The organism is Micromonospora humidisoli, from assembly GCF_016900955.1.
Classification (GTDB): domain Bacteria; phylum Actinomycetota; class Actinomycetes; order Mycobacteriales; family Micromonosporaceae; genus Micromonospora; species Micromonospora wenchangensis.
In genome coordinates, this window is the sequence record NZ_JAFEUO010000002.1 from 1 (window position 1) to 20,006 (window position 20,006).

Sequence of the window (20,006 nt, forward strand, 5' to 3'; positions counted from 1 at the left end):
GTGTTACGGCGGTCATGGCGGAGGGGAAACGCCCGGTTACATTCCGAACCCGGAAGCTAAGCCCTCCAGCGCCGATGGTACTGCACTCGGGAGGGTGTGGGAGAGTAGGACACCGCCGGACAATCTTTCGGTCGAGGCCGGCCCCGTCACGGGGCCGGCCTCGACTGCTGTCCGCACCCATTCACCCGCGACCTGCCCGGGGGAACAGTCCCCTGGGGCTGCGTCCAGGCCCTGAGCTGCGGTGTCCGCCAGGCGTAGGACCGACGCCAGGGGCGGGGCGGGTACCGGCAGGGGCTGCCGACGTTCGGTGAATCGGCCCGGATGACGCCCGTGACCTCGTACCGTCGATTCGGGACCTGGCTCCCGGGCCCGCGCCCGGGTCCGCGACGACGTGACGTGGTGCACGCCCCGACCGCAATCGGAGCGAACCTGTCGGGGTACCTGCTGACCGTAGGACCGGAACTGACCGTCGGGACCGGCGGAGGCAGGAGTGGTCATGAAGATCGGAATCATTGGTTCGGGGCACATCGGTGGCACCCTCACCCGGCGGCTGAGCGCCCTGGGGCACGACGTGACGGTCGCCAACTCGCGTGGCCCGGAGAGTCTCACCGAACTGGCCCGGGAGAGCGGCGCGACGGCCGGCACCGTGGAGCAGGCCGTCCAGGACGCCGAGCTGGTCGTGGTGGCGATCCCGCTGTTCGCGGTGCCCACGCTGCCGGTGCAGCCGTTCGACGGCAAGATCGTGGTCGACGCCAACAACTACTACCCGCAGCGTGACGGCGACATCGCCGAACTGCTCGACCGCAGCCTCAGCTCCAGCCGGTGGACGGCCGACCATCTCAAGGGCGCCCGGGTGGTGAAGACGTTCAACAACATCCAGGCGGCGCATCTGATGGACCACGGCAAGCCGGCCGACGCCGGTGACCGGATCGCGCTGCCGGTGGCCGGGGACGACAACGACGCCAAGCAGCTCGTGATGCAGCTCGTCGACGCGCTCGGCTTCGACCCGGTCGACGCGGGCACCCTCGACGAGAGCTGGCGACAGCAGCCCGACACCCCCGTGTACGGCACCGACCGGGACGCCGAGGGCGTCCGGCAGGGCCTCGCCGAAGCCCGCCCCTGACCTGCCACGTCGGCGGGTCACGGCCGGGTGGCACCGCCACCCACCACCGCAGCGACTCCCTCCGCCGGGAGGCACCGGATGCCGGGCCGGCCCGGATGTCCGGCAGGCACCGCGTACCCGGGGACACACCGCGTACCCGGGGACACCGAGCCCCGCCGGCTGATCAGCCGGCGGGGCTCGGTCGTGTCCGGGGTGGTACCGGCCCGGCGCGGGTCGGGGCGCGGGTCAGGGTTTGGGACCGCAGACGAAGTTGGGTTCGGGGTCGTAGGTCCAGCTGAACTTCTCCCGCTTGACGACCTTGCCATCCTTCTTGATCACGCGGAAGGCGTCCTGGGTGAAGCCGGTGCTGCCGGCGGCGGCGATGCAACTCGGGCCGGGCTCCAGGTAGACCGTCCTCGGCGAGGTGATGTTGCGGCGCGGGCCGTACTCCGTCTTCACGCTGTCGTAGATCTTGGTGCTCCACATCGACACGGTGATCGTGTCCGAGGTGTACGCGGTGTCGATCAGGACCCCGTACGGCGTGTTGTTGCGGAACTTGAAGTCCAGGTCCGGCCAGAAGATCGTCGACTCGATCACCGCCGGGTAGCGGCTGAAGTAGAACGAGTGCGGCTTGTGCTCGACGTCCTCCAAGCCGGCGTAGTAACTGGCGTTGAAGAGCGTGGTGGTGAACTGGGAGACGCCGCCACCCACCCCGGGAACCAGCTTGCCGCCGAGGATCACCGGAGCGTCCTTGTAGCCCTGGTCGTAGCCCCGCTCGCCGGTGTGGCCGTTGAGCGAGAACGTCTCCCCGGGCTTGACGATGGTGCCGTCCACGTCCTTCGCCGCCTGGATGATGTTCTGGCTGCGGGGCGAGGAGAGCCCACCGGGGAACTTCGTGGAGAAGGTGGAGACCCGCTCCTTGATGCCCAGTTCGGCCAGCTTCGCCTCGGTCAGCTCCGGCTCGGCCTCCTTGAGCTGCCCGGTGACCGTCCGGCCGTCCGGCTTCGGCAGCACCGCCAGCAGGTCGCGGCTCAGCGCCGCCGCGTCGAGCTGCTGGCCGGCCCGGCCCGACACCACCTTCGGCTTACCGCCCGAGATGGTCAACCCGGCGTCCTTGGGCGTCGACTCGATCGCGGTCAGCTTGCTGCCCAGCGCCGACCGGAGCCGCTTCACGTCGACCTTCGGCGTCAGCTTCCCCTCGTCGTCGGCCGAGAAGCGCAACGACCGGGCGATCGCCGCCGGCGGCACGCTGACCGAGCCCTTGGCGGAGGTGATCGTCACCGGTGCGGCGACCGCCGGCTTCGCCAGCTCGGCGATCATCCGGTCCACCTCCTCCCGGGTGGTCACCGGGTTCTTCTCCACCACCGGCACCGTCACCGGCTGGCCGGCCAGCCAGCCCGCGCGGACCACCCGGGCGGACTGCTCCGGGTCCAGGGTCAGGCTCGGCTTCGGGTAGACCGGCTTCGGCGTGGTGCCGGTGAAGATGATCGCCGGCATGGTCATGTCCCGACCCTGCTCGCCGAGGACCTGCCGCAACGCCGCGTCCAGCTTGGTGGCGTCGACGGTCACCACCGGGTCGACCGAACGGGAACCGAACAGCCGGTCCACCGGGTGCGCCTGCGCGTCGGTGGCGGCGGCGACGGTGGCGTCCACGTCCACCGTCAGGCCGACGTCGGCGGGTTTGATCTCCGCCCGGTTCTCGCCCACCACCACGGTCAACGGCGCGTCGAGCGTCGCGGCCCGCTTCTGCAACTCGGCCCGCAGCTCCCGGGCCGCGTCGGCCCGGCTGCGGCCACCCAGCTCGGTGCCGAGCACGCTGGTGCCGCGTGGGACGTCCCCGGCGTACGCCCAGGCGCCCGCGCCGACCACCCCGGCCAGCACCGCGGCGGTCACCCCGGCGGCGAGCAGCACCCGGCCGCGCCGCCACCACGGCCCCGGTCCGGAACCGGGACCTGCGGGCCCACCGGGCGGTGGGGGATCGTCCTCGGACGGCCAGCTGACCGCGGTGACCTGCACCGTGGGGCGGTCGTCGGAGACCGGTTTGTCGCCGTACAGGGTCACAGCCACCTCGATCGGACGTACCACGTGGGGGGTTGCGGGCCCCCAGGGACACCTACGGTAGCCAACCGCACGGCCAGCCGACAGCGTGCGTCCGGCCATCCTCACCGCCGCGTGTCGCGGCCGGTCACACGGTGTATGAGCGTTCGTGGCACGGTGTCCGGATGAGCGCCAGGTGGCCGCCGTACGGGGGCGGACGAATCGACCGTGGTGCGGTGTTCCGCCGGGACCCGCAGTGGTCGGCGGCACAGTCGCCCGCCACCCGGATCGCGCCACCGGCCGGTGCTCAGCGGATGCGGACGCCGACGGCCGGGGTCGGTGGCCCGTCGTCCCGCCCGTCGGTCACGGCGACCCGGAACCGGTAGTCGTGCCCCCGGGTCAGCAGCACCGCCGTGTGCCGGGCTTCCCGCACCGGGTACGGGTCGGCCCGCCACGGCTCCCCGGCGGTGACGTCGCGCCACTGCACCCGGTAGGCCAACCCCGGCCCGGCAGGTTGCCAGGTCAGTCGGGCCTCACCGGCGTCGACGGCGGTCACGACGAGACCGGTGGGGGTGGGCAACCGCGGGGTGGCCCGTACCGGCACGCTGCGTGGGCCCGGGCCGGCCTGGTTCGTCGCGGCCACCGTGAACTCGTACTCGTGGCCGTTGCGCAGCCCCGCCACGACGGCCCGGGTGCCCCGGGTGGGGATCTCGTCGACGGTGAAGTCGCGTTCCCCGGCGGTGACGTCCCGCCGGTGGACCCGGTGCCAGCCGTCCGGCACCGGCGAGAGCCAGGTCAGCTCGACGCTGCCGACACCGGCCTTGGCGCGCAGCTGCCGGGGGGCGTCGCCGGGTGCGGTGAACCGGGCGCGGGCCCGCACCGGCGTGGACCGGGTCCCCTCGCCGCCGCCGTTCACCGCGCTGACTGTGAACTCGTACTCGTGGCCGTGTTCCAGGTGCCGGGCGAGGTGCCCGGCGGTGGTCTCCAGCGCGGGCGGGCCGTACTCCCGGGTGCCGGCGGTCAGGTCCCGCCGGTACACCCGGTAGGAGACGCCCGGCCCGAGGGTGCGCCAGGCCAGCCGGACGGTGCCGTCGGGCTGCCCGGCGGCGACCAGGCCCGACGGTGGCGCGGGTGGGGTGACCAGGGCGGTGACCCGGACCGGGGCCGAGGGTGGGCTGTCGCCGCCACCGCCGACCGCGACCACGGTGAACTCGTAGCGGTGCGCGTGCCGCAGGAACGCGACGGTGGCGGTGGTGCCGGTGAAGGTGCCGACCGCGTCGTGTTCCCCGGTGTCCAGGTCGTGCCGGTACACCCGGTAGAGCTGGACGAAGGGCACCGGTTGCCAGCTCAACGCGACGTCACCGGCCCGGCCCGGCACCGCCCGCAGGCCGCCCGGCGGTGGCGGGGGCGGCACCGTGGCGGTGACCCGGCCGGGCGGTGAGGGCGGGCCCTCGCCGCGCCGGCCCACGGCGCTCACCCGGAACTCGTAGTCGTGCCCGTTGACCAGGAAGTCGGCCGCGAAGCGGGGCTCGTCGACCGGTTCGCCGATCCGGACGAAATGGGTCTGACCGGCGGTGACGTCCCGCCGGTGCACCTGGTAGCGCAGTTCGTCGTCGATGGGTACCGGCGGCCAGGCCAGCTCGGCGGTGCCGGCGCCGCCCGGACGGGCGGTCACCGCCGCCGGTGGCGGGGGCAGCTCGGCCAGGTCGGGGCGGCGGCGGGGCCACGGCACCTCGACGAAACGGGGCCGGTAGAGGCCCGCGTCAGCGTAGGTGACCGCGTCGTCGACGTCGTTGACGTTGTAGGAGAAGAGCAGCCGGCCGGGACGGGCCAGCTCCGGGTGCAGGTCGACGTCGTAGACCAGGTGGCCGGCCGCCGTCTCACCGGCCCGGTGCAGGTAGTCCGGGCCGGTGAACGGGCCGGTCGGTGCGTCGGCCAAGTAGGCCACCAGGTCGCCGCTGAACACCAGGTTGTTCTCCTGGGTGACCAGCACGTACCGGCCGTCGACCCGCTGCACCCCGTAGGCGGTGCCGACGCCGCTGAGCAGCCGGGTCGAGGCGCGGTCGTCGGCGGACCAGCCGTTGCCGGTCCAGAACTCCCACCGGCCGGTCAGGTCGTCGCCGGCCACCCGGGCCAGGTGGGCGAACTTCGCCCCGCCGGCCGCCTCGGTGCCGTACACGTAGGTGTGGTCGCCGTCGCGGAGCAGCTCGGAGCCCCAGGAGACCCGGGCGGCCAGGGGCAGCGGGCGGACCCCGGTGGGGGTGAGCGCGGGCAGCGCGAACGTGGCCAGGGCGGTGCCGAGCAGGGTGTGGTCCAGCGGGCTGACACCGGTACGCCGGTAGCGGTGGACCAGCACCTGGAGGGTGTCGCCGGAGACGGTGGCGTCGCCGATCCAGGAGAACTCGCCGGGTGCCGTCGCGGGGATCAGGTCGCGCGGGTCGTCAGCGGTGCCGCCGTGCAGGGTCGCGGTGAGCTGGTCGCCCTGCTGGACGACCGCCGAGTTGTGCACGAACGGCGCGGTGCGGGGGCGGGAGCCGTCGGGGTGCACCGGGCCGAGGAAGGTGTCGGAGAACAGCCAGAGCAGCCGGCCGTCGGGCAGCCGTACCGAGGCCGTCCGGTCGGCGCCGTTCCACCGGCCGGAGGTGTCGCCGTAGTCGTCGAAGGCGGCGGTGAGCCGGGCGGCGGCCGTCCCGTCGTCGGGCCGGGCCGGGTGCGGCGTCGCGGCGGGTACGGCGGCGAGCACCCCGACCAGCCAGACGGCGAGCAGCCAGCGGGTCGGCCGGCGGACACCGGCACCGCCCCGGCCCACGTCGACCACCGCCACCAGAACCCCCGTCTACCGGTCACCGACCCGTAGGGTGTCATGATCGACGGCGGGGGCGGTAGTCGTCGGCCGGGTGGACGTGGACGGTGCTGCCGGGGCGCGGTGGAGCGTCAGTACGCCGGTGACGGCGGCGGTGACCGCCGCGGTGGCCAGGGCGGCACCGGCGATCCCGGTGACGGTGTGCGGCACCACCGTGGCGGTCGCGGCCAGGAAACCCGCCGTGGAGATCCACAGTGGTGCCGAGGGCCACCGGGCCGCCGCGGCGACCCGGGCGTTGATCAGCACGAAGACCAGCGCGTACAGCGCCCCGGTGGCGGCGAACAGCGGTGCCAGACCGCCGTGGCGGGTGTACTCCGGGCCGCCGGCCAACCCGAAGGCCAGGCCACCGGCCAGGGTCGCGGCGAGCACCAGTGCCGCGCCGGCCGCCCCGACCAGCAGCAGCGCGGCCCGCAGGGTGCCCCGGTCGCCCCGGGCCAGCCGGGGCAGCGCGATCACCGTCACCACCTGGGGGGCCCACAACGCGCCCTTGGTGAGCACCGTGCCGACCGCGTACGTGCCGGAGGCGTCCGGGGGCAGGAACCGGCGGGCCAGCAGCAGGTCGGCGTACGACACGACGAGCATTGCCAGGGTGGCCCCGCTGGCGGTGAGCACCGTCCGGGTGGCCAGGGTCGGGGCGACCGGGTCCAGGCCCGCCCCCCGGTTGAGCCGGACCAGCAGTGCCAGCACCAGCACAGAGGTGACCGCCCCGGCCAGCAGCGCGCCGGTCAACCCGCCACCGGACGCCAGCCCGGCGATCATGCCGCCGTAGCGGCCGGCGGCGAGCAACGCCATCCCGCCGGCCAGCCGCAGGAAACGCTGGTCGCCCTGGAGTTCACCGAGCCACCGGCCGGCGGCCACCACGGCCACGGTCAGCACCCCGAGCAGCAGCACCGCCGGGCCGGTCAACCGCAGCCCGACGGCGGCGACCGGCAACGTCACGGCCAGCAGCGCGGTGGTCACCGCCACGGTCAGCAGGGTGGGGCGGGCGGTGCCGGCCCGACCGTGCCGGGCCCGGTGCACGGCCACCGCGATCTGCAGGCCGGTGCCGGCCACGCCGCCGATCGCGCCGAGCGCCAGCAGGGTGGCCAGCGCGCTCAGCTCGGCCGGTGCGAGGTGCCGGGCACCGAGGACCGGCACCACGTAGGCGAGCCCGTTGACGAAGACCCCGGCCAGGGTGACGGCCACCCCGGCGACGCCGATCCCGGCCGCCCGGCCCCCGGTGCCGTCGGTCGGCCGGCCCCCGGGTCGCCGGTGCTCCGCTGCTGTGCCCATCACCGCTCCGTGTCGCCGGCTCCGCCGGTGCTCCGCTGCCCCGCCCGTGATCGCCCGGGTCGGCGGCTCCGCCCGTCGCCAGCAGCGCAAGTACAGTGTCGCCACGCCGGCGTCGATCGCCGGGTCAGCCTAGTGAGGAGGTCAACCCCTGCGGGAGAGGCCGATCCTCGTCGTCACCGGGCTGGCCGTCACCGCACTGGTGCTGGCCCCGCTGGCCGCGCCCGGGTACGTGCTCGGCTACGACATGGTCTTCGTGCCCCGGCAGCCGTGGCGGGCCGAACTGGTCGCGCCGGTCGACTCGCTGCCCCGGGCGGTCCCGCTGGACGCGCTGGTCTCGCTGGCCAGCCAGGCGGTGCCGGGGTGGCTGCTGCAACGGCTGGTGCTGGCCGGGGTGCTGCTGCTCGCCGCGACCGGGGCCGGTCGGCTGGTGCCCGCCCGGCGGCCGGTGGTCCGGGTGGTCGCCGCGGTCGGCTACGCGTGGACGCCGTACCTGGCGGAGCGGCTGTTGATCGGGCACTGGGGGTTGCTGCTGGCGTACGGGGCGCTGCCCTGGCTGGTCGACGCCGCGATCCGGGTGCACCGGCCGGGCGGGTTGCGCCGGTTGGTGCTGGCCGCGTTGCCCGCCGTGGTCACCCCGACGGGTGGCCTGGTCGCCCTGGTCACGGTCGCCGTGCTGGTCGCCCGACGGGGTGCCGTCCGGACGACCGCGCTGGCCGTCGGCGCACTGCTGCTGCTGAACCTGCCGTGGCTGGTGGTCGCCGGGTTCAGTGCGGCGGACGCCCGGTCCGACCCGGCCGGGGTGGCCGCGTTCGCGGCGCGGGCGGAGAACTGGAGCGGGGTGGTCGGTGCGCTGGCCGGCACCGGCGGGATCTGGAACGGGCAGACCGTCCCGGCGAGCCGCGCGTCGCCGTTGACCCCGCTGGCGACGGTGGTCCTGCTGGTGCTGGCGGGGTACGGCCTGCGGGAGTTGCGCCGGCGGTGGCCGGCCGGGGCGGCGGACCGGCTCGTCGGGTTGGCGGTGGCCGGTTTCCTGGCCGCCCTGGCCGGGGCGCTGCCGGGCGGGTCGGCCGGGCTGGGGTGGCTGGTGGCGACGGTGCCCGGGGCCGGGGTGCTGCGCGACGGGCAGAAGCTCCTGGTCCCGTACGCGCTGCTGCTGGCGCTGGCCGCCGCGCTGGGGGCGGAGCGGCTGGCCGATCGGGTCGCCGCCCGGGGTGCGCCGGGCGGTGCCGGTGCGGTGCTCGTCGCCGTGCTGCTGCTGCCCGTGGTGGTGCTGCCCGACCTGGCGTTCGGTGCGGCGGGCCGGCTGCGTCCGGTGGCGTACCCGGCGGACTGGGACGCGGTGGCCCGGCGGCTGGACGGCCGGTCGGGGGAGGTGCTGTCGCTGCCGTTCGGGGCCTACCGGGCTTACCCGTGGAACGACGGTCGGACGGTGCTGGACCCGCTGCCCCGCTACGTCGACGCCGACGTGCTGGTGGACGACACGCTGTGGGTGGGGTCGACGGCGGTGCGGGGGGAGAACCCGCGGGCCGCCGAGGTGGGCCGGGTGCTCGCCGCCGGTGGCCCGGTCGCCGCGACCGGGGTGCGGTGGGTGGTGGTGCAGCGGACCGTCGGTGGCCGGGTGGACCCGGCGACGCTGGCCGGGTTGCGCGAGGTGTACGCCGGGCCCGACCTGACCCTGTACGAGAATCCCGCCGGCCGGTGACCGGCCGGTCGCCGCCTGTTTCCCCTGCCTGCCGGGCCGGTGGTTGATCGTCCGCGCGGCCCTCCCGGCGTTGGCTACTTGGTGGTAACGTGCCGCGCACGCAGCTCACGAGGAGGAATACAGCACCATGCGCAGTGCTCTCTCGTTGGTTCTGGTCGCGGTGGCCGCGATCGCTCTGGGTGCCTTCGGCACGGTGGCGTTGGCCACCAGCCTGACCGGCACGTCGGCGGCCGAGGCGGCGAAGGCCGAGCAGGCCGCCCGCACCGAGTCCGGCGGCGGCAACGGTGGTGCCAACCGGCCGCTGGTCTACGGCACCAGGTAGGACCGTTCCACCTGCCCGGCCGGTGACCCCGCCGGCACCGTCGACCCTGACTGTCCTGTCTGCTCCGACCGTTGCGCCGGTGTGTCCGCCGGCCCCGACCGCTCGACCGGCGTGCCCGCCGGACCGTTCGCGGCTCTCGTCACGAGGGCCGCGAATTTTTCGCCCGAGACGGGCCAGGTGAACCGGGCGGCATGGGCGCGGGCCGCCGCGCCCATGGTGGCCCGGTGGTCGTCGTCGGTCAACAGCCGGCGCACCTTGGCCACGAAGTCGTCGACGTCCTCGGCGAGCAGGCCGGTCTCACCGTCCACCAGGGATTCCTCGACCCCACCGGCGCCCCGGAACGCGACCGTCGGGGTGCCGACCGCGCCGGCCTCGACGATGGTGAGCCCCCAGCCCTCCTTGAGCGACGGGGTCAGCGCCACCCAGGCCGAGGCGAGCAGCTGCCGCTTGTCGGCGTCGGAGACGAAGCCGGTGAACCGGACCCGGTCGGTGAGGCCCAGCTCGGCGGTGGTGTGCCGCAGCTGCGCCTCCCACCAGCCCTGCCCGGCCACGGTCAGGGTCAGGCCGGGCAGTTCGTCGCCGAGCGCGGCGAGGGTCCACAGCGCCACCTCGACCTGCTTGTGCGGGACCAGCCGGCCGAGCACCACCAGCGACGGCTCCGCCGAGCGGGGCACCTGCCCGACTGTCATGTCCGGGGTGCCGTTGTGCACGATGTCGACCCGGGCCGGGTCGATGCCGAGGGTGGCCAGTTCGTCGCGGGTGGCGGCGGAGACGGTGACGTACCGGCAGCGACGGTAGACCCGGGGGGCGAGCCAGGACTCCACCCACCAGCCGAACCGGGCCAGCCCGGGGCCGAGCACCACCGGCCACTGCTCGCGGTGCACGTGGTGCACCAGCGCGATGACCGGTCGGCGGGCGTAGAGGGCGGACAGGAACGGCAGCCCGTTGCCGACGTCGACGATCAGGTCGGGTCGGCCGCCCCGGCGGCGGCTCAGCGGGCCGAAGCCGAGCGCCCCGGCCAGGTACGCCAGCGCCGCCCGGAGGTAGACGGTGTGCCGGCCACCGCGCCGCAGCACGCGTACGCCGTCGGGGGTGGTCTCCTCGTCGGGACCGGCGGGGTGGGTGGCGCAGAACAGGGTGGCCCGGTGGCCGCGGCGGACCAGTTCGCCGGCGATCCGCTCGACGTAGACCTCCGATCCGCCGCCCTCCGGATTGCGGGTGTCCCGCCAGTTGAGGAACAGAACGTGCCTGGTGGTGGCGGCAGCGGGTGCGTCCAACACTCAACTCCTACTGCCGAGTAGTCTTCGCGGTCGCGTCACACTATGGGCTGCGTCACGCACGTCGCAATGCCCGATCGGAGGCGAGATGCAGCAGTCGCCGGGCCGTCCGGGGGCGGCCGAGGGGCCGGACGACACATCGAGCACGGTGTGGCGTGTGCGCTTGGTGGCGGTGTGTCTGGCTTTGTCGGCACTGGCGTTCCTCCAGGACCCCGGGCTGATCGCCATCGACACCAAGGTCGACCTGGCCATCGATCCGGCCGGATGGCTGACCCGGGCCCTGCACGTCTGGGACCCGGACGGCACCTTCGGGCAGTTGCAGAATCAGGCGTACGGCTACCTGTGGCCGATGGGACCGTTCTTCCTGCTCGGCAAGCTGCTCGCCGTACCGGCGTGGGTGGTGCAGCGGTTGTGGTGGGCGCTGCTGCTGACGGTGGCCTGCGTCGGCGTGGTCCGGCTCGCCGAGCGGCTGCACGTCGGCACCCCGTGGGCGCGGCTGCTCGCCGGTGCCGCCTTCGCGCTCTCCCCCCGGCTGCTCACCGAACTCGGCCCGATCTCGGTGGAAGCGTGGCCCAGCGCGCTCGCCCCGTGGGTGCTCGTCCCGCTGGTCGGCCTGGTCGACGGGGTGCCGCTGCGTCGGGCGGTCACCCGGTCGGCCCTGGTGGTGGCCTGTGCCGGTGGGGTCAACGCGACAGCCGTACTGGCCGTGGTGCCGCTGGCCGCGCTCTGGCTGCTCGGCCTGCACCCGTTCCGGCTGCGGGTGAAGGCACTGGCCGCCTGGGGGCTCGCGGTGGGTGCGGCGACCGCCTGGTGGCTGGTGCCGCTGCTGCTGCTCGGCCGGTACAGCCCGCCGTTCCTCGACTACATCGAGACCGCGCCGGTGACCACCACCCCCACCGACACCACCACCGTGCTGCGCGGCGCCTCGCACTGGCACGCCTACCTCACCGGCGCGTACGGGCCGCCGTGGACAGCGGGTTGGCGGCTCGCCACCGAACGTCCCCTGGTGGTCGCCACCCTGGTGGTCGCCGGGCTGGGCATCGCCGGGCTGGCCCGCCGGGGCATGCCGTACCGGCGGTTCCTGGTCACCGGGCTGCTGGTCGGGCTGGCCCTGGTCGGGCTCGGGCACCTCGGCCAGCTCGACGGGTTCGGCGCGCAGACCCAGCGCACCTTCCTCGACGCGGCCGGCGCGCCGCTGCGCAACGTGCACAAGTTCGACGTGGTGCTCCGGCTGCCGCTCATCCTCGGCCTGGCCCACCTGGTCGGGCTGGTGCTGCGGGCCGCCCGCACCGGCGACCGGCCGGAGCTGGCCGCCGTGCTGCCGCGGGCGCTGCAACCGGTCCGGCTGCGTGCCGGCCTGGTCACCGGCACCGCCCTGGTCGCGGTCGCCGCGGTGGCCACGCCCGCGCTCGGCGGCGGGTTGGCCGCCCAGGGCAGCTTCGCCGGGGTACCCGGCTACTGGCGGGAGGCGTCGGACTGGCTGGACCGGGCCGTCGGCGACGACCGGGTGCTGGTGGTGCCCGCCGCCCGGTTCCCCCGCTACCTGTGGGGCAGCCCCAGCGACGAGATCACCCAGCCGTTGTCCGACCGGCCGTGGGCGGTGCGCAGCTCGGTGCCGCTCACCCCGCCCGGCACCATCCGGCTGCTGGACACCGTCGAGTCGGCACTGGCCGACGGGGAGGGTTCCGCCGGCCTCGCCGACCTGCTCGCCCGTTCCGGGGTGAAGTACCTGCTGCTGCGCTCCGACCTCGACTACGGCCGCAGCGATGCCGTCCGGCCGGTGGTGGTCCGGCAGGCGCTGCTGCGCTCCGCCGGCATCGAGCCGGTGCGCGGGTTCGGCCCCGAGGTCGGCGGGGGCCGGCTGCCCGGCAACGTCGTCGACCGGGGACTGGACGTCGCGGTCCGGGCCCTGGAGGTGTACGAGGTCCGCCGCGACGTCGACCGGGTCGTCGCGTACGACGCCGCCGACCTGACCACTGTCGTCGGCGGCCCCGAGTCGCTGCTGCCGCTGGCCGCCGCCGGCCGGCTCTCCGCCGCGCCCACCGTGCTCGCCGGGGACCGCCCGGCCGGGCTGGACGCGTCGTCGGTGACGCTCACCGACGGGTTGCGCCGCCGGGAGGTGGCCTTCGGGCAGCAGCACGACAACGCCTCGGCCACCCTCACCGCCCGGGACCGCCCCCAGCTCGACGCCCCGGCCCGGGACTACCTGCCGGAGTGGGCCGACGGGCAGTCCACCGTGGTGCGGTACCTCGGCATCGGCGGGGTGACCGCGTCCAGTTCCTGGTCGCAGGCGCAGCCGCTGGGCGGGGGACGCCCCGAACACCAGCCGTACGCGGCAGTCGACGGCGACCTGAGCACGTCCTGGCGGTCCGCCCCGGGAACCAGCGCGCCGGGGCAGTGGTTCGAGGTGGAACTGGACCGGCCGCAGGTCGTGCGGCAGGTGCGGATCACCTTCGACACCGGGGCGGACTCGCTGCCCACCAGGATCACCGTGACCGCAGGCCGGCAGCAGAGCACCGTGCAGACCGCCGGACAGACCGTCGAGGTGCCCCTGCCCGACGGCTACCCCACCCGGTTCGTCCGGGTCACCGTCGAGCAGGTCTTCGACGTGCGGGCCGGCTTCGGCGGGGTGGGCATCGCCGAACTCGTCATCCCCGGTGTCGAGGCCGCCCGGACCCTGGTCGTGCCGGACCCGCCGGCCACCGACCGGCCGGCCACGATGGTGTTCGTCGCAGCCCCGGCCATCCCGGCGTGCGTCTTCGACGAGGGCCGGCCGATCTGCGCCGGGGCGATGGCCCGCGCCTCCGAGGACAGCGACCGGATCGACCGCACCGTACGGTTGCCGGTCGGCGCGGACCACCGGGTCGCGCTGTGGGCCCGGCCCCGGCCCGGCGGGGCGCTCAACGCGCTGCTCGATCCCGGTGGGGCGGCGGCGGTCACCACCGGGGTCACCCCGACCGTGGCCGCCTCGACCGTCGGCGTGTCCCACCCGAGCGCCCGCCCCGGCGCGGTGGTCGACGGGAACCCCGCGACCATCTGGTACGCCGCCGACGCCGACCGGCAACCGTGGCTGCGGTTGACCTGGCCGAAGGCGCGTACGGTCAGCGGGTTGCGGATCACCCTGCCGCCCGGTGCGGCGGCGGCCCGCCCCTGGCGGGTCACCGTGCTCGGCGACGAGGGGATGCGCGGCGGGGTGCTCGACGAGGGCGGCACGCTGCTGTTCGACAGGCCGATGCGCAGCGACGACCTGACCGTGCTGATCGCCGACGTGGTGCCGACGGCGTCGTACGACCCGTACCGGCGGGTGACGCAGGACCTGCCGGTGGGGGTGGGTGAGCTGACCGTGCTACCGGACGGCCCGGCCACCACGGTGGACCCCGCGAAGCGGGTGACCCTGCCCTGCGGCACCGGCCCGACGGTGACCGTGGCCGGTGGGCAGCGCCGGACCGCGCTGGTCGCCAGCCGACGGGACCTGGTGGAACTACGCGAGGTGCCGGCGGTGCTCTGCGGTCCGGCCGCGAGGACGCCGCTGCGGCTGGCCGCCGGGGAGAACCGGGTGGTGGCGGCGGGGACCCGGCTGACCGTACCGACCCGGCTCGCCCTCACCCCGACGGGCGGGGCCCCGACCCCGGCGGTGCCGGCCGGCGGCACCGCGGCCGGCACCGGTACGAGCGACGCGACCGGCGGACCCCGACCACCCGGGGCGACCCGGACGGTGCTGCGGGTCGACGAGTGGACGGCCTCCCGTCGGGTGCTGCGCCTGGAGAGCTATCCCGGCCAGCGGGTGCTGGCGTTGCGGGAGAACGCCAACGCCGGTTGGGTCGCCACCGCAGGCGGCCGGACGCTCACCCCGTTCGTGGTGGACGGCTGGCAGCAGGGCTGGCTCGTCCCGGCCGACGTGGCCGGTACGGTGACGCTGCGGTTCGCCCCCGACCGGGGGTACGTGCTGGCGCTCGGGGCCGGGGCGGTGCTGCTGGCCGGGGTCGCCCTGCTGGCGCTGCTGCCGTCACGGCGTACCCCGGGGGCGGTGGTGCTGCGGCGGCGGCGCGGGCGGGTGCTCGCCGCGCTCGTCGGCGGCGGGGCGTTGCTGTCGTTCGGCGGGCCGGCGGCGGTCGGGGTGGCGCTGACGGTGGTGGCCGTGGTGCTGGCCGGTCGGGCGTTGGAACCGCACCTGCACCCGCCGGACCGGCGCGGTATGCACCGGCTGCGCCGGGCCACCGTGCGCTGGCTGCCGGTGGCGTGTTTCGCGGTGGCCGGCTGGTGGGCGGCGACCCGGGGCGGGCACACCGCCTGGCTGCCTCAGTTGGCCGCGGTCGCCACCGCCACCCTGCTCTGGCTGTCGCTGGTGCTGCGCCGACGTGGCCACCGGCCACCCCAGCGCTGGAAGGGGCGCTCCACCGCGTAGTAGCTGACCGCCGCGAGGACCAGCCCACCGGCCACGGTGAGGGCGAACGTGCCGAGCGGGTCACCGGTGAACTCCGGCCGGCCGTCGAGCAGGTAGATCCCCTCCAGCACGAACGGGTGCCAGAGGAACAGCCCGTAGGACACCCGGCCCAGCCACCGGCCGACGATGCTGTCGAAGACGCCCTTGGTGCGGGTCTGCGGCCCGAACGCCACCGGCACGATCAGCAGCACCGCGACCACCAGGTAGAGCACGAGCTTGGTGGCGAACTGGCCGGCGGTCGGCTCGGCCAGGTCCCGGGGGCCGGTGACCGGGGTGGTGGCGACGGCCAGCGCGCCCAGGGCGATCGTCCAGCAGGCCAGCGGGGCCCGACCCAGGTCGTCCAGGAAGCGCCAGCGCCCGCCCCGGCCGGTGCGCAGCGCGACCTGCGCGCCGGCCAGGGCCATCCCGGCACCGAACCAGCCGGCGTACGAGGGCAGCCACATGGTGTGCAGGCCGAGGCTGAGCAGGCCCGACCCCATCAACGCCACCCAGCCGCCGGTGACCACCGTCGCGGCCACCGCGATCCGCAGCACCCCGTCCGGGTGGGCCGACGTCGGTGTGCCCGGTGTCCGTCGCCGGCCGAGCAGGAGGACCGCCAGCACCGGCAGCAGCAGGTAGAACGTGACCTCGGTGGCCAGGCTCCAGGTCTGGCTGAGCCCGTGCCGCAGCTGCCCGTGCTGGTAGATCTGGGTCAGCGTGAGGTGCCGCAGCCAGTCACCTGTCGACGCCGGCCGGTTCTGTGGCAGCGCCAGCAGGCAGACCACCACCGCCATCCAGTAGGCGGGCAGGATGCGGGTGGCCCGTCGCCACAGGTAGCGGCCGGTGCCCGGGGGCCGCTGGCCGGTTGCCCGCGCGTGCGCGTACGGCCGGAACAGCAGGAACCCGGAGAGGACGAAGAAGACCGCGACGCCCACGTCCAGTCGGGACAGCCAGGCCCCGACGGTGGTGTCGCCGGTGTTACGCCCGGTGGCGAAGCCGACATGGTGCCCCACCACGGCGAGTGCCCCGATCACCCGGACGGCGTCGAGGGCGGGCAGCCGTCGCAGGACCTGATCGGGAAGCGGGGCAGACATCAACCGTCCAGAGGGTCGCGGGGCTATGTGACTCGGGAGTAACCTGCGGCCAAGTTTTACATCCTCGATCTTCCGCCGGTAACCGGCTGACCGTCTTTGTTAGGGGAGGACCAGTGAAGACTCGCCTGGGTGCCGCGTTGTTCGGCATCGGCGTGCTGTCGCTCGCGGTCGCCGCGGGAACGGCGTACTACGTGGCGCCGTCGGTGACGAAGCTGCCGTACGACCTGACGTTCTGCGACGCGGACGGCAAGCCGGACGGGTGCCTGCGGGCGAGCGTCGCGATCGCCGACGACGCCACCTACATGCAGGTGCTCGACGGGAAGCCGACGATCCAGACCGGGCAGCTCAAGGCCACCACCGAGGTGGTGCCGCAGGCGGCGACGACCGAGAAGGAGATGACCGGCGACCTGCGGGGCGAGGCGGTCGTCTGGGACGTCTACGGGACCGTCGTGCGGACCGACAACGGCTCCGACGTCAGCAAGTACGCGGCCGAGTTCGCCCTGGACCGGGTCAGTGCCGCCGCCCGGGACTGGGACAAGCAATACCTGGACACCGACGGTCCGGGTGGCACCGACGACTCGGTGACCTTCGCCGGGCAGACCTACAAGTTCCCGTTCCGCGCCGAACGCCGGGACCACACCTTCTTCGACCGGGACCTGCGCCGGGGGCTGCCGATCGTGTTCGACGGCACCGAGCAGATCAACGGCACCGAGGCGTACCGGTACGTGCAGCGGATTCCGGAGACCGACCTGGTCACCCCGGAGGGTTCGCTGACCGCGTTGGCCGGTGCGCTGGCCCCGGGGGCGACCACCGGCAAGGTCACCTACAGCAACACCCGGACGATCTGGATCGAGCCGGTCAGCGGCAACTTCGTCAAGGTACGCGAGCAGCAGCGGAAGAACTTCGTGCCGAACCAGGGCAGCCCGGTGACCCTGCTCGACGCGGACTTCGTCTATGACGAGGCGACCATCGCCAACAGCGTGAAGTCGGCGGGCGTCACCCGGGACAAGCTCCAGCTGATCGGCCGTACCCTGCCGATCGGGCTGGCCGTCTTCGGTGGCCTGGTGCTGCTGCTGGGGCTCTGGTTGGTCGTCGCCGGGCGGCGTGCGACGACGGCCGGCGGCCCGGGTTCGGCAGGCGTCGCCCCGGCGGCCGACGTGCCGACCCGCGGCGGGAAGGCCGAGCCGGCCACGGTCGGTGGGCCGGCCGCCGGGCGGCCGGGCGGTCCGCTGACCGACGAGATCCCACCCGCGTCGACCAACTGGCGGACCGGCGACGGTTCCGGTACGCGCTGACTCCACAGCGGTGTGCGGAGGGCGGGTCGGGTTTCCCGGCCCGCCCTCCGCGTCTGTCCGGTAACCGTCCGCATCCGTTGCACAATCGTAACCTGTCGATGGTTTGTCAGCTCAGCGTGAGGATCGACGCCGGATTTGGCGGTATCTATCCGGTCGGCGGCGGGGAGTGGGTTGCACCCAGCGTGAACATGGCGACCGGTCCCGGCGATCGACGGTTACCGGTCGGTAGGTGGGGTCTTGTGAGCCACGCCTCAGCGGGTGCACCATCAGGCGCACATTCGTTACCCGTCGGTAACAGATCTTCCGGCCCGGTCGGCGGCCCGACCGGCTTCCACGACCGGCACCAGCCTGAGGAGGAATCCGTGCAGAATCGGACCGACGAGCCGGGGCGTACCCGGTGGCGGCGCTTCGCCGCGATGATGGTGCCCGCGACGGCCGCCGTGGGCGCCATCCTGTTCGGCATGCAGAGCGGGGCCATCGCCTCCGACATCACCGTCTCCGGGCAGACCTTCAAGATCGGCGCCGAACGCCTGGAGGGCGACGGCTTCACCCAGTACGGCGGCATCGTCAAGGAGAAGAACGGCAAGGTCCACCCGGTCGCCCTCTCCGAGATCAGCAGCGCGCAGCTCTACAAGCTCTGCCAGTCCGTCCGCGCCGACCTGCCCGGCCTGCCGGTGGTGCTGACCATCAACGCCGGTGACGACAAGCCGGCCACCGCCAAGAACATGATGATCGCGATGGACAGCCTGGGCGGCAACGCCACCTTCACCAACATCCGCATCGGCCGGGACGCCACCGACCTCAACGCGTCGGCGCAGGCCGGCTCGTTCGGCCAGGACGCCCAGCACGTCACCATCACCGACCTGCGGCAGGTGTCCCGCTACACCACGGCGGCCACGTTCAACCTGACCGGCCTGCGGCTCAAGGTGAACGTCGGCGACGCCGCCAAGGGCAAGGAGTGCTTCGCGGACGAGTGAGCCGCGCCCGACGACGCCGGGCCGGACCCCTCTCGTCACCCCCGCCGGACGGCAGGGGCCCGGCCCACCCGACCCCGAACCCATCCGCCCAGGAGGAGCACGTGACAAGCGCGCAACCGCCGTACGCCCCGGCCGGCCCCGGTCGCGGGTGGCGGAGCTTCCGCCGGTGGCGACGCAGCCGGCCGTTCTGGGGTGGCCTGCTCACCGTGCTCGCCGGGGTGGAGATGTTCGCCTCCACCAGGATGACCCTCAACGGGCTGAGCTTCTCCTCCGGCGCGACCGGGCTCTACTCGCTGCTCATCCCGATCATCCTGGTCACCTGTGGGCTGCTGCTCTGGTTCAGCCCCGGCCAGCGGCTGTTCTACTCGATCGTCGCGGCGGTCACCACGGTCTACTCCCTGATGGGCCTCAACCTCGGCGGGTTCTTCCTCGGTCTGCTGCTCGGCCTCGTCGGCAGTGCCCTCGGCTTCGCCTGGACCCCGGTCCGCCCCGCCCCACCGCCCGCCACCGACCCCGCCGCGCCGACCACCGCCGCACCCCACCCGGACGCCGACCCCGAGGCGGACGCCGCCCCCGGCGTCGACGGCGGGTTCGACGCCGACGGCCGGCTCGGCTTCTTCGGCGGCTCCGGAACTGACGCCACCACAGCACGCGATCCGGCACAGGACCCCGCAGGCGGGCGGGACCCGCGCCACCTCGGGGTCGCGCTGCTGGTCCTCGGCCTCGCCGCCGGTGCCCTGGTGGCCGCCGCCCCGGGGCCGGTACGGGCCGCCGCGTCGCAGCCGGTACGGGCCGCCGCGCCGCAGTCGGCACCGACCACCTGCGCACGGCCGATCCCCACCGGGACCGCCGCCCCGCGTCCCACGGCGAGCCGGACCGCGACCCCGACGGCCACCCCCGGCGCGGCCAGCCCGTCCCCGTCCTCGTCTCCGTCCCCGGACGGCAACCTGCTCACCGACCTGCTGCACGGCATCGGTGACCTGTTCACCGGCGGTGGTAGGACCGATCCGACCGCCACCCCGTCCGGCCGCACCCCGCTGCCTGGGGCCGGGACGACCCCGAAGGCCACCCCCACCACCCGACCGAAGCCCAGCGCGACCCGCCCCCCGACCCGCTGCACCCCCGGGAAACCCGGCGGCCCCGGCACCGTACGGCCGGGACGGCCGCTGCCGAGGATCGCCCCCGAGCCGGGGCAGCCGAGGGTGGCCCGGCAGCCGTCCAAGCTGACCGGCACCCGGGTCACCATGACCGGGCTGCGGTTCGAGGGCATCGTCGAGCTGCCCACCGCCGACGGCACGCTGACGGCGTTGAAGTTCAGCATGAGCCGGGCGGTCACCGCCGACTTCAGCCTGGTCGCGGACGGCCCGGCGGGCCGCCACCAGCGGTACGTCACCGACGAGTTGACGGTGCGGGGCGACGTCGCGTTCTACGCCACCCGGTTCGTCGGCAAGCTGCTCGGCATCACCATCACGCTGACCCCCGACCTGCCGTTCCCCGACGGCATCCCGGTCACCTCGCCGATCCCGATCACCTTCACCGACCCGGCGATCGACCTGGCGTTCGTCGACTCCGACACGCTGACCGCCCGACCGGCCCTGGCGTTGAGCCTCTCCTGACCCTGCTCCCACCCCCACGGTGTGTC

General features: G+C 74.5%; 10 protein-coding genes, 1 rRNA gene and 2 pseudogenes. 8 read left to right on the forward strand and 5 right to left on the reverse strand.

What is annotated here, in order from left to right; all coding sequences use genetic code 11:
• The first annotated feature begins 4 nt into the window (after positions 1-4).
• Positions 5-121, forward strand: a 5S ribosomal RNA gene (gene rrf, locus JQN84_RS05400).
• 375 nt (positions 122-496) lie between these two features.
• A complete protein-coding gene (locus tag JQN84_RS05405) occupies positions 497-1,123 on the forward strand; it encodes an NADPH-dependent F420 reductase (RefSeq protein ID WP_204957356.1) in 627 nt (208 codons plus the stop codon).
• Positions 1,124-1,348: 225 nt separating this feature from the next.
• On the opposite strand, the gene JQN84_RS05410 is transcribed toward JQN84_RS05405, so the two are convergent.
• The 3 genes from JQN84_RS05410 to JQN84_RS05420 all read right to left on the reverse strand — a co-directional run bounded on the left by JQN84_RS05410 (position 1,349) and on the right by JQN84_RS05420 (position 7,274).
• Positions 1,349-3,169, reverse strand: a complete 1,821-nt coding sequence (locus JQN84_RS05410; RefSeq protein ID WP_204957357.1) for a VanW family protein — start codon at positions 3,167-3,169, stop codon at positions 1,349-1,351.
• Between the two features lie 277 nt (positions 3,170-3,446).
• Positions 3,447-5,963, reverse strand: coding sequence for a DUF5005 domain-containing protein (locus JQN84_RS05415; protein ID WP_204957358.1), 2,517 nt, complete (start codon positions 5,961-5,963; stop codon positions 3,447-3,449).
• A gap of 12 nt (positions 5,964-5,975) precedes the next feature.
• Positions 5,976-7,274 (reverse strand): polysaccharide biosynthesis protein, encoded by a 1,299-nt coding sequence (locus tag JQN84_RS05420; RefSeq protein WP_204957359.1) that lies wholly within the window; start codon positions 7,272-7,274, stop codon positions 5,976-5,978.
• A 148-nt stretch (positions 7,275-7,422) separates the two neighbouring features.
• Between JQN84_RS05420 and JQN84_RS05425 the strand changes: the two are divergent.
• Both JQN84_RS05425 and JQN84_RS05430 read left to right on the forward strand, forming a co-directional pair.
• A pseudogene (locus tag JQN84_RS05425) lies at positions 7,423-9,064 on the forward strand (MmpA family trehalose lipid delivery protein).
• A 39-nt stretch (positions 9,065-9,103) separates the two neighbouring features.
• Complete coding sequence (locus tag JQN84_RS05430) at positions 9,104-9,298, forward strand: hypothetical protein (protein ID WP_204957361.1); 195 nt, start codon at positions 9,104-9,106, stop codon at positions 9,296-9,298.
• 131 nt (positions 9,299-9,429) lie between these two features.
• Here the strand turns inward: JQN84_RS05430 and JQN84_RS05435 are convergent.
• A pseudogene (locus JQN84_RS05435) lies at positions 9,430-10,575 on the reverse strand (glycosyltransferase family 4 protein); the annotation flags it as partial.
• Positions 10,576-10,747: 172 nt separating this feature from the next.
• Between JQN84_RS05435 and JQN84_RS05440 the strand changes: the two are divergent.
• The gene (locus tag JQN84_RS05440) at positions 10,748-14,980 is read left to right on the forward strand and encodes an alpha-(1->3)-arabinofuranosyltransferase (protein ID WP_204957363.1); all 4,233 of its coding nucleotides are present in this window, start codon (positions 10,748-10,750) and stop codon (positions 14,978-14,980) included.
• On the opposite strand, the gene JQN84_RS05445 is transcribed toward JQN84_RS05440, so the two are convergent.
• Entirely contained in the window at positions 14,875-16,092 is a 1,218-nt protein-coding gene (locus JQN84_RS05445) for an acyltransferase family protein (protein WP_204957364.1), read from the reverse strand. The genes JQN84_RS05440 and JQN84_RS05445 overlap by 106 nt on opposite strands.
• Positions 16,093-16,205: 113 nt before the next feature.
• Between JQN84_RS05445 and pgfA the strand changes: the two genes are divergently transcribed.
• From pgfA to JQN84_RS05460, 3 genes are all read left to right on the forward strand, one after another.
• The gene (gene pgfA, locus JQN84_RS05450; RefSeq protein WP_204957365.1) at positions 16,206-17,387 is read left to right on the forward strand and encodes a cell envelope lipid trafficking protein PgfA; all 1,182 of its coding nucleotides are present in this window, start codon (positions 16,206-16,208) and stop codon (positions 17,385-17,387) included.
• 362 nt (positions 17,388-17,749) lie between these two features.
• The gene (locus tag JQN84_RS05455) at positions 17,750-18,364 is read left to right on the forward strand and encodes a DUF6230 family protein (RefSeq protein ID WP_204957366.1); all 615 of its coding nucleotides are present in this window, start codon (positions 17,750-17,752) and stop codon (positions 18,362-18,364) included.
• Between the two features lie 101 nt (positions 18,365-18,465).
• The gene (locus JQN84_RS05460) at positions 18,466-19,980 is read left to right on the forward strand and encodes a DUF6114 domain-containing protein (protein WP_204957367.1); all 1,515 of its coding nucleotides are present in this window, start codon (positions 18,466-18,468) and stop codon (positions 19,978-19,980) included.
• Positions 19,981-20,006: the final 26 nt, after the last annotated feature.

Coding starts and splice junctions, on each gene's coding strand:
- JQN84_RS05405 (WP_204957356.1), top strand. CDS start 497: ATGAAGATCGGAATCATTGGTTCGGGGCACATCGGTGGCACCCTCACC.
- JQN84_RS05420 (WP_204957359.1), bottom strand. CDS start 7,274: ATGGGCACAGCAGCGGAGCACCGGCGACCCGGGGGCCGGCCGACCGAC.
- JQN84_RS05430 (WP_204957361.1), top strand. CDS start 9,104: ATGCGCAGTGCTCTCTCGTTGGTTCTGGTCGCGGTGGCCGCGATCGCT.
- JQN84_RS05445 (WP_204957364.1), bottom strand. CDS start 16,092: ATGTCTGCCCCGCTTCCCGATCAGGTCCTGCGACGGCTGCCCGCCCTC.